Origin of the sequence: Maccoyibacter intestinihominis, assembly GCF_040096355.1 — a bacterium.
In the GTDB taxonomy this organism is placed as follows: Bacteria; Bacillota; Clostridia; order Lachnospirales; family Lachnospiraceae; genus Maccoyibacter; species Maccoyibacter intestinihominis.
Genome location: NZ_JBBMEX010000005.1, coordinates 154,140 through 167,001 on the forward strand (window position 1 = coordinate 154,140; position 12,862 = coordinate 167,001).

10 protein-coding genes are annotated in these 12,862 nt (G+C 42.7%); 9 read left to right on the forward strand and 1 reads right to left on the reverse strand.

Features of this window, described 5'->3' with window-relative positions; genetic code table 11:
• Positions 1-2: 2 nt before the first annotated feature.
• The 9 genes from WMO43_RS06610 to WMO43_RS06655 all read left to right on the forward strand — a co-directional run bounded on the left by WMO43_RS06610 (position 3) and on the right by WMO43_RS06655 (position 12,274).
• Positions 3-899 (forward strand): hypothetical protein, encoded by an 897-nt coding sequence (locus tag WMO43_RS06610; protein ID WP_195287315.1) that lies wholly within the window; start codon positions 3-5, stop codon positions 897-899.
• Positions 900-926: 27 nt separating this feature from the next.
• Entirely contained in the window at positions 927-1,145 is a 219-nt protein-coding gene (locus WMO43_RS06615; protein ID WP_117715684.1) for a DpnD/PcfM family protein, read from the forward strand.
• Entirely contained in the window at positions 1,142-1,510 is a 369-nt protein-coding gene (locus tag WMO43_RS06620; protein WP_195287314.1) for a hypothetical protein, read from the forward strand. The genes WMO43_RS06615 and WMO43_RS06620 overlap by 4 nt, the downstream gene beginning before the upstream one ends.
• A 14-nt stretch (positions 1,511-1,524) precedes the next feature.
• Positions 1,525-9,162 carry a helicase-like domain-containing protein gene (locus WMO43_RS14205; protein ID WP_432711532.1) on the forward strand — a complete coding sequence of 2,546 codons (7,638 nt, stop codon included), beginning with the start codon at positions 1,525-1,527 and terminating at the stop codon, positions 9,160-9,162.
• A 13-nt stretch (positions 9,163-9,175) separates the two neighbouring features.
• The gene (locus WMO43_RS06635) at positions 9,176-9,793 is read left to right on the forward strand and encodes a class D sortase (protein WP_349172326.1); all 618 of its coding nucleotides are present in this window, start codon (positions 9,176-9,178) and stop codon (positions 9,791-9,793) included.
• Positions 9,786-10,184: a hypothetical protein gene (locus WMO43_RS06640; RefSeq protein WP_008395321.1), complete on the forward strand. Its 399-nt coding sequence runs from the start codon at positions 9,786-9,788 to the stop codon at positions 10,182-10,184. The genes WMO43_RS06635 and WMO43_RS06640 overlap by 8 nt, the downstream gene beginning before the upstream one ends.
• Positions 10,185-10,187: 3 nt before the next feature.
• Positions 10,188-10,877, forward strand: a complete 690-nt coding sequence (locus tag WMO43_RS06645; protein WP_008395320.1) for a SpoVG family protein — start codon at positions 10,188-10,190, stop codon at positions 10,875-10,877.
• 60 nt (positions 10,878-10,937) lie between these two features.
• Positions 10,938-11,861, forward strand: a complete 924-nt coding sequence (locus WMO43_RS06650; protein ID WP_117690986.1) for a DUF6674 family protein — start codon at positions 10,938-10,940, stop codon at positions 11,859-11,861.
• A 155-nt stretch (positions 11,862-12,016) separates the two neighbouring features.
• Positions 12,017-12,274, forward strand: coding sequence for a site-specific integrase (locus WMO43_RS06655; protein ID WP_117690987.1), 258 nt, complete (start codon positions 12,017-12,019; stop codon positions 12,272-12,274).
• 38 nt (positions 12,275-12,312) lie between these two features.
• On the opposite strand, the gene WMO43_RS06660 is transcribed toward WMO43_RS06655, so the two are convergent.
• Positions 12,313-12,567 (reverse strand): tyrosine-type recombinase/integrase, encoded by a 255-nt coding sequence (locus WMO43_RS06660; protein ID WP_416386090.1) that lies wholly within the window; start codon positions 12,565-12,567, stop codon positions 12,313-12,315.
• Positions 12,568-12,862: the final 295 nt, after the last annotated feature.

The window sequence follows — 12,862 nt, forward strand, 5'->3', positions numbered from 1 at the left end:
GAATGGATTTAAAAGATATGATACTGGTAACAGAAAACGACAGGGGAACAGAGACAAATATGCTGATGACTCTGGATGATTATAAGAGTTTTATAGCAGTTGATGACATGTCAGAGCTTGCAGACAATTTGTTGCAGCTTGGAAGAACACTTGGTGAAGCAGATAACTTCGCAGAGTATTACAGGGCAGCAAATGTAACTGTATCTGCGAGATTCTGTCTGGATGATATTCAGCTGGGGCACTTTCTTCAGGGACTTTATAACGATTCCAAAGAATTTCGGTTTGATAAAGAAGCCAGTTCTTCTGAATGTGTTGCAAAGCTTAAGGAGATTGGAATGACTGATAAGGGCTGGGTGGATGATTTTAACCTGCATTATGAAAGTGTGGACAGATCATTTGAAAGGGGACAGACATTTCATAACTTCAATGACCATGATTACATGGTGCTTGAAGCATTATCACCAAGGAATCTTGTGGTGATGGATATGAAGTCAGGTTCCCTTACAATCGCCCTTGGTGCGACAGAGTATAAGCGTTATCCGAAGGATGAGAAGCCTACAAAGGACAATACCACAATCGGGGTATCGTGGGAGCATGGCATTTATCTTGGTTCCACACTCTCAACCACGAATTTCAAGGCATACAAGAGGGAGTATGGCACACCGGAAAAGATAGAGGATATTTATGATTACAGGGCAAAGCTAAAGCAGAAGTTCTATTTTTATCAGGATATGTCAAAGGATGATGATGTACCGAAGAAGCTGCAGAATGACTTCCTTCACCAGATGTATGAGGATTTTGGAACGATTGAAGAGGACTGTTTTTACGACAGGCTGGAAGATGGAAAGTTCGATGGAGGCTTTAAGGAAAGACAGGTAAAGGAAGAAAAGAGCCGGTGATGAGATTTTTACAGGAGGCGATATCATATGGAACAGGAATTTGATGTTGAGATAAAAGAAGTGCTTTCACGAGTACAGAAAGTAAAGGCAGAGTCGCTTGACGATGCCATCAATAAGGCAATGGATATGTATTATGCAGAGCAGATAGTCCTTGGAGCAGAGGACATGAAGGGAGTTGATTTTGCACCTATCAGCGAAGGTCAGCTCCCTTCTTCATTAAAAGAAAACGGAGGAAGAGCAAGATGAAAAGTGATTCAACAACAGTAATTAAGAACATGGAGTTTTTAGTAAAGGAACTTCATAAGGAGTGGGACAGATCGGGTGCTTCTAAGGCATCCGTTATTATTTCCCTTGAGGAAGTAGATGGTATCAATGATAAGTTAAAAGAGATTATCTATCAGACACAGAAGTCAGTCGATGAGGATGAGCTGACCTTTAAACAGTGCATTGCAAAGTCCAAGGAGTGCTATGTACTTCTTCGTGTGGTGCGTAAGATTGCAAAGAAAAAGGATAAATGCGAAAAACAGGCAATCGACAATGAATTTGCAATCGAGCTGGATAAGGATGAGTTAAAGCTATTTAAGGGATTGTTTGCAGAGATGTTTAAGTAGAGGAGGACAAAGGTATGGGCGTTGATATGAAGGTCAAAGCGATATACGATTCTGAGATTGGTAACATCACCAGATCAGAAAAGAACTGGAAGGATGTGTTAAAGGTCGCAGGTCAGTTATACCGCTATGAATTTGACAATATCGTTATGGTAACAGCTCAGAGACCTCCTGAAAAAAGCACACTCATGGCAGATTATGATACCTGGAAAAAGGTGGGAAGATATGTAAAGCGTGGTGCGAAAGGTTGCGCCATCTTCCCGTCAAGGGCACTGAATCCACACATGAGGTATATCTTTGATATCAGTGATACCGGAGGGAAGAATGTCAAACTGACATGGGACCTTGAGGGAGAAAATCTTAAGGATTATGTGGATTTTCTTGTGTCAGAAGGTCAGATTGAGCAGTACGATAACAGCGACAGGGAGTCTCTAAAAAATATATTAAAACAGTTTACAGGAACAGATGTTTGGCTTATAATAAAAGAAGAGTTCGGAGACCGAATGACCGAGCTTATGCAGCTATCAGGTAGTGTGATAAAGGAAGAAAGTAAGAAACGCAATGGCTTACAGCAGGAAATGGACATGGAGCAGCTTGTATATGCAAGTGTCATGTATGCTGTAGGGACGAGATGCGGATTTGACTTATCTGTGCAAGAACAGGATTTTAGTCAGATCGTAAATATCAAAGACGAAGAGATCATTTACCGTCTTGGTTCCATTGTATGCGATGTCTCCTGTAGTGTTCTTAGAGAATTTAGTCGTAACTTAAAGGCAATCGAGAGCGAAAGGAGAATTGGATATGTTAGAAGAAATGACTTACAAGGAAGTGGACGGACTGCTTTATCCGCAGATAGAGATGCCGGACGAGACGGAGGATCTCACGAAGCTGGGCAAATACGGAAGGATGGCGATGAACTATCTAAAGGAGAACGAGCCGGCAAGATACAAGACGCTGATGAGATTCGGGAAGATGTACGAGAAGATGTCAGCGGTAGAGGCGGAAGCGAATCAGCTCTACGACAGACTGGAGATGCAGTATCTGGAGAAGCACAAGCCACAGAATCCGTCATCGACAATGGAGATGTGGAAGATAAGAGAGCAGGCGAAGATGCAGGCAGAGGAAGTGGTACTGAATCAGATAGTGATGCGATTCCACTAGAATCTGATGATACAGAACTGAATAGGGAACTTGATGAAATCAATTCATTGGGTGTCAGTAAGGAAGCCGAATATACACAGGCTTCCTTTTTTTTCGACCAGAACGGGCAGGCAAGCATTGGCACCATTCATACTGAGGACGAAAACAATAATCAGTTTATGCGTCAGTTCGAGCAGGACAGAAAAGCTGCATTAGCAGGTGAATACAATTACCTGAATCCCAAAAAGTCTGCAACAGTACCAAGTGAGTATATCAAACAGGTGCTTATGAGAGGTACAGGTTTTATCGGTGGCAAGGGCAGGGTATGCAAGATTTTTGAAACAGAGATTGATGCAGGAACCAGAGCAAAGCGTATCAAAGCAGAATATGGTCAGGGAGGTGCAGGCTGGCCGGTTGACGGACTGGGACTGCACGGATATGACACATTTCATGGGAATGGACTGCGTTTTCAGTGGCGAGATGAGGATGGAGAGGTTGAAGGATATGTTTCATGGAAAGATATCGAAAAAGAGCTTGGTGTCCTTATTCTTACAGGGGAATACCAGCCTGAGACACCTCGTATTGATGAGCTTGCGATGGACGGACTCCGTGAGGATGATGAGGTCATTGATGCCGAATATCGGGAAGTGGAACCGGAAGAGGCAGAATCAGAGATTGATGATTATGCAATACCGGATGAGCCGGAGAGCTATGCTTCTAACAGAGATTATGTAAGTGCAAAAGGCATGACACCACAGGAAGCTGCCGATGAAGACCGCATGGTAACACAGGCAGAATATGGTGCCGAGATAGAAGCTGAAACATCTGAAAAAGATCCATCAGAGCTTAAGTATATTACACCGATTGATTATGCCAAGCGTATTGAGGAGCTTGATGAAGACCTGCGTGATGCGGCGGAGATTCTTGTAACAGATTGCAGCTGCTACACTCCGTTTAGGGCATTCCTTATGGATGTGGTGCAGTCTGATTTTGCATTTATGCCAAATAAACTTGACCTTATCAGGAATATTGCATTAGGGACAGATAATGCAGAAAGAAAGGCATATGCCAACAATAAGTATGGTCTTGTGGAGTACTCAATCAGAAGCGGATATGTGAAGATCAGCTATAAGAACAGGAATGGTGTGCGTAAAGAAGGTGCTCTCGATTGGCGTGAGTTATACGAGATTTTATCCTATATGGTAAAACAGCCATTTTACTGCGGAGAAGACCAGAAGAAGTATTATCAGGAGACAAAGCAGAAGGCTGACAGGGATAAGATGAATCCGGTCTATAAGAGATTCTTTGATATCGAGGATAGTGTAAAAGCCAATCGTCTTGAAACCAGGGAAAGAGCAATAGCGAATGGCTGGGAAACCAAGATTGATGAGAATGGACATGTGGTATCAGTATCTGTGGATGATATTCAGGCTGATACAGAATTACAGGAAAATGTAGATTTTACACCAAAGCAGGAGCCAGTACAGCAAGTAGGAAGTCTTGAAAATGAGAAGAATGTTGACGGGCAGACGAAGCACAATTTCCACTATAACCTCTGGGAAATGGAAAAAGGCGGTGCTAAGACCAGATACCAGTGGAATATGGATGCAATCCGCACTTTAAAGCAGATTGAATCAGAAAACAGGCTTGCCACACCGGAGGAGCAGAAAGTTCTGTCGAAGTTTGTCGGATGGGGCGGACTGTCACAGGCATTTGATGAGAATAATGAAAGCTGGAGCAAAGAGTACAAAGAACTCAAAGAGATGTTATCGGATGAAGAGTATGCTGCAGCTAGGGCAACAGTAAACAATGCCTTTTACACTTCACCGGAGATTGCCATGTGCATGAACTCGGCACTTGTCCAGTTTGGTTTCAGAGGCGGCAATGTATTAGAGCCATCTATGGGTATCGGTAACTTCTTTGGAAGTATGCCGGCACCAATGCAGAGAAGCAAGCTGTATGGGGTGGAGCTTGACAGCATTTCAGGAAGAATTGCAAAGCAGCTTTATCAGAATGCCAATATCAGTATCACAGGATTTGAGAATACCACATATCCGGATAACTTCTTTGATGTGGTTGTCGGAAATGTGCCATTTGGTGATTACAAGGTATTTGATCCAAAGTACAACAAATATAACTTCCGTATCCACGATTATTTTCTGGCAAAAGCACTTGACCAGGTAAGACCAGGAGGCATGGTTGCTGTAATTACCACAAAGGGAACACTTGATAAGGCAAATCCTACTATCCGAAAGTATCTGGCTGAAAGAGCAGAGCTTGTGGGAGCAGTAAGACTTCCGAATACAGCATTTAAAGATAATGCAGGAACTGAAGTGACAGCAGATATCCTGTTTTTGCAGAAGAGGGAGAGAAAGATTGATATTGAGCCTGACTGGGTCCACCTTGGTGTAACTGAGAATGGCATTGCAGTCAACTCTTATTTTGCAGAGCATCCGGAGATGATGCTTGGATCTATGGAATATGACACAAGGATTTACGGACAGGACAGCAGATATACAGTCTGTGTGAATAATGATGAGAACTTCAATATGTACGAGGCTCTCAATAAGGCAATCGGAAATATCAAAGCACAGATGACAGATTTTGAGAGAGTGGCAGATGAGGCGGAGCAGACAGAGGAAGTTATCCCGGCTGATCCGGATGTGAGAAACTACACTTACACATTTTTTGAAGGAAAACTCTATTACAGGGAAAATTCCGAGATGGTAAGAAAAGAAGTATCACAGACTGCCGAGGAGCGAATCCGAAGCCTTGATGAAATCAGACAGATAACAAGAGAGCTGATTGATATCCAGATGGATGGCTGCAGCGAGGAGGAGCTTTCTGATAAGCAGAGACTTCTTAATGTAAAATATGATGTCTTCGTAAAGCAGTATGGAGCCATTACTTCAAAAGCAAACAGAATAGCATTCAGGGATGACAGCGATTATCCACTTCTTTGCAGTCTTGAGGAAGTAAACGAAGATGGGGAGGTGAAAAAAGCGGATATGTTTTATAAGCAGACGATTAAGGCAAAGACAGTCATAGACAGGGTTGAGACTGCTGTGGAAGCATTAAATGTATCCGTCAATGAATTTGGATATGTAAATCTTGCCTATATGCTCTCTATCTATGAGCCGGATATTACAAATGCAAAGGAAGAGCTTGCTGAAAAGTCCGGGCAGACAGCTGATGAGATAACATTTAGTGATGATGCTTTGGCACAGCTTAGAAGGGCAGTTCTTGTGGAAGAGCTGGACGGACTGATTTTCCTTAATCCCGACCGCTACAACGAGAATAATCCGGACATCGGCTGGGAGACAGCAGACGAGTATCTTTCCGGAAATGTGAGAGACAAGCTTCGTGTAGCAAAAGCTATGGCGGCTGATACAGACAATCCGCAGGCAGAAAGATTTGTAGGAAATGTGGCGGCACTTGAAAAGGTGCAGCCGGAATGGATTGAAGCTTCAGATATTGATGTAAAGATTGGCACAACATGGATTGAACCGCTTGATTATGAGCAGTTTATCTATGAACTTCTCAATACACCAAGACGTGCAAGAGCAGTCAGAAGCCAGTTTTACAATACAGGCATTCAGGTACACTTAAATAAGATGAGCATGGAATGGTTCATCGAGAATAAGAGCATGGATAAGCATTCAGTGGCAGCTACTAAGACCTATGGTACAAGCCGCATGGATGCTTATTCTATTTTTGAGGATACGCTGAATCTTAAAACTGTAACAGTCAGGGACAGGATTGATGACGGAGATGGCAAATATCATTATGAAGTCAATAAGAATGAGACAATGCTTGCAAGGGAAAAGCAGAACATGATCAAGGAGAAGTTCAAGGAATGGCTGTTTGCAGAGCCGGAGCGAAGACAGAAGTATGTGGAATATTACAACGAGACATTCAATAACATCCGTCTGCGTGAGTATGACGGAAGCCATCTGCAGTTTCCGGGAATGAATCCGGCGATTGAGCTAAAGCCACACCAGAAGAATGCGGTAGCAAGAATCCTTCTCGGAGGAAATACCCTGCTGGCACACTGCGTCGGAGCAGGAAAGTCCTTTGAGATGATGGCTGCCTGCATGGAGCAGAAGAGACTCGGACTTGCCAATAAGACGATAATGGTTGTTCCAAAGCCGCTTATCGGTCAGACTGCATCAGAGTTTTTAAGGCTTTATCCGTCAGCAAATATCTTAGTTGCCACAGAGCGTGATTTTGAAAAAAGCCGCAGAAAGCAGTTCGTATCAAGGATTGCGACAGGTGACTATGACTGCATTATCATGTCACACTCGCAGTTTGAGAAAATCCCGATCTCAGCAGAGAGAAAGGAAAGAATGCTCAATGAGCAGATAGATGAAATCAGCTATGCGATTGATGAAATGAAAGAGCGTAATGGAGAGCGTTGGACTGTAAAACAGATGGAAAGCCAGAAGAAAAAGCTGGAGGAGCAGCTTAAATCACTATCTGATGAAAGCAGAAAGGATGACCTTATTACCTTTGAGGAGCTGGGGGTAGATTCTATCATGGTAGACGAAGCACATAATTTTAAGAACCTTGCGATTTTTTCAAAGATGAATAATGTGTCAGGTATCAGCAGCAGTGGAGCAAAGAAGTCAACAGATATGCAGCTTAAATGCCAGTATTTGTCTGAGATAAATGATGGCAGAGGCATTGTATTTGCAACAGGTACACCAATATCCAATACCATGTGTGAGATGTATGTCATGCAGCTTTACTTGCAGAAAGCGGCACTTGAAGAGATGGGGATTTATCACTTTGATTCCTGGGCAGCGAACTTTGGTGAAGTGACAACCGCACTGGAGCTTACTGTAGAGGGAAGCGGTTTCCGTTTTAAAAGCAGATTCAATAAGTTTACGAATCTGCCGGAGCTTATGAATATCTTCCGTGAGGTAGCAGATGTGCAGACCGCAGACATGCTTGACCTTGATGTGCCGGCTCTTCGTGGCGGCAAGCCTATCATAGTGGAGTCGGAGCCTGACTGGTATGTGAAGCAGGTCATGGAAGACTTTGTTGTGAGGGCAGAGCGTATCAGAGGCGGTGGAGTTGATCCAAGTGCAGACAACTTCCTAAAGATTACCCATGAGGCAAGATTACTCGGAACAGATGCAAGGCTGATTGATAAGGATGCGCCGAACAATCCGGATGGAAAACTCAATAAGGTAGCAGAAAATGTCTGGAAAGAATATGAGAAAGGAAATGCCAACGGTCATATAGGCTGCCAGCTTATTTTTTCAGATATCGGCACACCGGGACCGGATAAGGACTTTACCATCTACGATTATCTGAAGGAAACACTTATCCAGTATGGTATTCCGGCAGATGAGATAGCATTTATCCATGATGCCAAAACGGATGCACAGAGGGATGCACTTTTTAAGGAAATGAGGACAGGTAAAAAGAAAGTTCTTATCGGTTCAACGGACAAGTGTGGAACAGGTGTCAATGTGCAGACACACCTTGTAGCAATGCATCATGTGGACTGCCCATGGAAGCCAAGCTCCATTGAACAGAGGGAAGGACGAGGCATCAGGCAGGGCAATGAAAATGAAGAGGTGGCAATCTACAGATATGTCACCAAAGGAACCTTTGATGCATACAACTGGTCACTTGTTGAAAATAAGCAGCGATTCATCAGTCAGGTCATGACAAGCAAGGCTGTAAGCCGAAGCTGTGAGGATATCGATGAGGCAACACTTTCCTATGCAGAGATTAAAGCGGTTGCCACAGGCAATCCTTTAATCAAGGAAAAGATGGAGATTGACAATGATGTCCAGAGATTAAAGCTATTGAAGGCATCTTATGACAATCAGAGATATGGCTTGCAGGATAACTTTATGATTAAGTACCCGAAGCTCATTAAGACAGCAACCGAAAAGCTTGCCAATGTAAGAGAGGATGTAAAGGCAAGGGATAAAGAACTGATTGATAATCCGGAATTTGCCATTACCATAGGCAAAGCAACCTACACAGAGCGTGTGGATGGAGGAACGATGATGCTTGAAGCAATCAGCAAATGTAAGACCGGAGAGACAACTGCAATCGGTAAATTCCATGGATTTGAACTGCTTGTGGAAAAGAACTTCCTTGGTATCAATTATATGGTGCTTCGTGGAAAGACTGAGTACAAGGCAGAGCTTTCCACAAGTCCGGTCGGCAGTATGGTAAAGCTGGAAAACCTGTTCAACGGACTTCATGAGAACATTGATTTTCTGGAAAAGAAGATTGAGCAGTATCAGAATGACCTTGAAGCATCAAAGACTGAGTATGACAAGCCATTTGCGTACAGCAAGGAACTGGAAGAAAAGCTGGCAAGGCAGTGTGAACTGAATGCCCAGCTTGATCTTGAGAACGCAAAGGCTGTGGATGCAGACCTGAGCGGACCGGAGGAAGAAAGAGAAGCAGATGACAGGATGGAATCTGCAGCAATTGTAGCAGAGGATAAAGGTGCTTATACAGCCGACAGAGAGGGCAGAACACGATAGGAGAGTGAATAATATGAGCATAAGAAAAGTGGTCGCAGGACTACTGATTACAGCAGGGATTGCCATTATGGCAGTCCCTTTTTTCTGGCGGGCAAGCGGAGAAAAACAGACAGAACAGCTCATAAGTGAATTTGAGCAGACATTGGAGGATGATTACGATGAAGAAACAGATGTGGAGGAAGAGCAAACCTCCATTAGTGAAGAGGATGAAGCCATTCTTAAAGAAGGCGGTGTTATCGGCATCATTGAGATACCGGGGTTAGATATCAGGTATCCGGTAATGGAAGGAACCACAAGTAAAGTGCTTAATGCAGGGATTGGTCATATAGAAGAGACTGCAGGAATCGGTGAGAGTGGCAACTGTGTATTGTGCGGTCACAATGGCAGCAGATATGGCACATTTTTTACACCACTAAGTCAGATATCCATAGGTGATGAAGTGATGATAACCGACAAAAAGGGACAGGAGCATATCTATGAGGTAACAGAGACAGAGGTAGTAAATCCGTATGATAACAGCATCAAGACACAGGGCGATGAAAAAGAATTAACTCTTTTTACCTGTTCCCAGAAAGGAACCATGCGTTTTGTGGTCAGGTGCATTTATAAGGAGGCGGTTATGGATGAATAAGAGATACCGGTTAGCTGAGATAGAAGAGGCAGTATCGGAAATGGAAGAGTTAATTGACATCGAGGATGATATTGCAGAGATTGATGATGACTTTCAGATAGTTGTAAGCGGCTGGTCTGTGTATGTCGAAAGTCTGAATCTGACACTCAGACAGGGAATAGCCTGTGTATGGGATGCAGAGGAAGGATTATTTATGCCTGATTTTGATGTGACTATCGTGTATGAGGGGAACATTGAAACACAGGAGTGGCTCTACTACGAGCAGGACGGAATGGTCGTTACACTTGGCAACTGGCTTAATGGCAGATTGTCTTGTGAACAGATAGAACAGCTTTGGTGTGAGCTTATCATACCGGAGCAAAACAAAGAACAAAAAGAAAGCGAGGAATAGCATATGAAGTATTCAATTAAAGTAAACGAAGTAAGGGCAAAAGAGGGCAGCAACATCAAGGGATTTGCAACAGTAGTATTTGGTGATTCATTTAAGATCACCAATATTGCAATCCTTGAGAATAAGGACAAGGGAGAGCTTTTTGTTTCAATGCCTAGATACCGCTCCAATGAGCGTGATGAAAGCAATGGTGTGATCTATAAGGATGTGTGCAATCCTATCACAGCAGAGTTTCGTGAGGAACTCTATACCAATATCCTTGATGCCTATGCAAGAATCAGGGAACCGGAGAAAGAGGAGACACAGAAGCAGGACAGAACACGTGAAATGCCTGAGTTTTCCGTAACTGTGACACCTTATGAGAGGGAAGGCAGTAACATCAAAGGACTTGCCCGTATTTACTTTGAAAACAGTTTCATCGTAAATAACATCAATATCGTGCAGGGCAAAGAGAAAATCTTTGTATCAATGCCTTCTTATAAGACAAAGCAGGTGGACGAGCAGGGCAAGCCTATCTACCAGGATGTCTGCTATCCGGTCACAAAGGATTTCAGGGAAAAACTCTATAATGAGATTATCTCTGAATATGAGAAAGCAAAGGATAAGAGCAACGAAAAGGCGAGGGAGAGTGCCGAGAAACATCATGGCAATCCCGATAAAGAGAAGGACAAAGAGGCAACGCCCTTTCGATAATTAGTAATCATGTTACAGGGGCGGCCAAGGCTGCCCCATTTACAGAATGGAGGAAACAGAATGGATATAGAAGCAGGAAAAACACTTACCAACGAGGAGGTCATAAGAGAACTTCTCGAATTATTAAAGAAGAATGCCATGAAAGAGCAGGCAAATGATGTATTTGAGATATGCAGCTATGTGGATGGACTGGAGAAAAAGATTGATTCCATGACGGAAGAACTCACCAATATGCAGAACCAGATCAAAGAAATGCAGGAGGATACACTTGTCAATAATGCTAAAAAGGCATTGTCGGAAGCAAAGGAGCGACTTAATGCCAGATGTGAGCAGATAAAGTCGCAGGTATTGGAAGTGAAAGCACAGGTCAAATCTACAGCAAAGAGCATAGTTGATGAGGCAAAGGTAAAGGGAAGAGCTGCATTATACAGAGTGTCGGAGTTCTTAGGAATTAAGAAAAGGCTTCTTGATATCCGAGAGAATGTAAGAGGTGCAATAAAGACCACGGATACGGATATAGCAAAGACAGCACTTCTTGCAAAAGGATTTCGTGAAGCTGGTCAGACAGCAGCTAATGCATTCCGTACTTTTGCAGATAAGCCGGAGGTGGATTATTCGCAGAAGGAACAGAAACACCCTCTCACAAAGGCGGTACTTACCCCTATGAAAGCAGTGAGAAAACTGCTTGTATCAATGGAGCTGCATCTGGACGCTTCGATTGATAAGCTGGATAATCTGGCGATGAATGTGCAGATAGATAAGGAAAAGCGTGTGGAGAATACGAAGAGTGAGAAGCAGAATGTACCTGACAGGGCAGAAGCAGAGCCGGAGAGAGTCAATGCTGAGATTGTGTATACTCCAATGGTGGCTGAAGCACATGAGTATCAGTATAATGCCGATGCATTTGAGGCTAGAGGTGGTGCCGATGTGAAAGTGGGGACAGCAGAGAAAGTATCGAAGGTAAGAGAAGATAAAGCCAGATAGTAATTGGGGCGTGGGAGAATATCCTGCGTCCCTATTTTATTGATTCTACACTATTGTCATCGCTACGGCAGATTGGTTATATACATGTGGCATTTTATAATAAATGACACACGTAATTGCGTAATAATATAATTGTGCGAGGGGAGTAGATAAAAATGAATGAGCACCTAGCAGCATTTGTGGGATACCTGACAGATAAAGAAAAATCGAAATCAACGATTGAAAGCTATACCAGATATGTCAAAAAATTTTTGAAATATGTGGATGGAAATGAGATAACAAAGGAGCTGGTTATACAGTACAGGGAGCTATTGGAGCGTGAAGGCTCTGCGTATTCCACGATTAACCTGATACTTATTTCCATCAATTGTTATTTTTTGATATTAGAATTTGATTTAAAGACAACTGACTGATAATCAGGTATTATCAGTCAGCTAAGGTAGACCAGAGGTTAAAAATTAAACTTATTTCGTGAATGTTTTGTTGTTAATATGTTTTTTTGCTTTGCCATAGTGACATGAGTGTAAATCTGAGTTGTATTGATAGAACTATGACCAAGCATTTCCTGAATATATCGAATGTCAACATCTGCATCTAACAGTGAGCTTGCAAATGTACGACGGAACATATGAGGTGTAATATGCTGTTCAATAGCAGCAAGAGAAGTGTATTTGTTAATCATTCTCCGTACTGTTTGATCTGACAAAGGAGTGCCTGACGGGTTTACAAAAAAATGATTAGATTGATTTCTGATGAATATATGTTTTTATATTCAAGCAATATTTTTTTGACATTTGTATTTTCAGCAAGCAGAGAAAACAATGATTAAGGATAATGCAACAAAGAATGAGCCTGCAAAGAGCGGAAAAAGCCGATAGAGAAAAGTCCTCTTGAATTGAACTTAGGTTTGATTCAAGGGGATTTTTATATTTTGAGTGTCATTTTCTGCAATAAAAGGTCACTTTCTGCACAGGTAGTTGTAAAAATGTTTGAATCGGGTT

Coding starts and splice junctions, on each gene's coding strand:
- WMO43_RS06645 (WP_008395320.1), top strand. CDS start 10,188: ATGAAGTATTCAATTAAAGTAAACGAAGTAAGGGCAAAAGAGGGCAGC.
- WMO43_RS06615 (WP_117715684.1), top strand. CDS start 927: ATGGAACAGGAATTTGATGTTGAGATAAAAGAAGTGCTTTCACGAGTA.
- WMO43_RS06610 (WP_195287315.1), top strand. CDS start 3: ATGGATTTAAAAGATATGATACTGGTAACAGAAAACGACAGGGGAACA.
- WMO43_RS06620 (WP_195287314.1), top strand. CDS start 1,142: ATGAAAAGTGATTCAACAACAGTAATTAAGAACATGGAGTTTTTAGTA.
- WMO43_RS14205 (WP_432711532.1), top strand. CDS start 1,525: ATGGGCGTTGATATGAAGGTCAAAGCGATATACGATTCTGAGATTGGT.
- WMO43_RS06640 (WP_008395321.1), top strand. CDS start 9,786: ATGAATAAGAGATACCGGTTAGCTGAGATAGAAGAGGCAGTATCGGAA.
- WMO43_RS06650 (WP_117690986.1), top strand. CDS start 10,938: ATGGATATAGAAGCAGGAAAAACACTTACCAACGAGGAGGTCATAAGA.
- WMO43_RS06635 (WP_349172326.1), top strand. CDS start 9,176: ATGAGCATAAGAAAAGTGGTCGCAGGACTACTGATTACAGCAGGGATT.
- WMO43_RS06655 (WP_117690987.1), top strand. CDS start 12,017: ATGAATGAGCACCTAGCAGCATTTGTGGGATACCTGACAGATAAAGAA.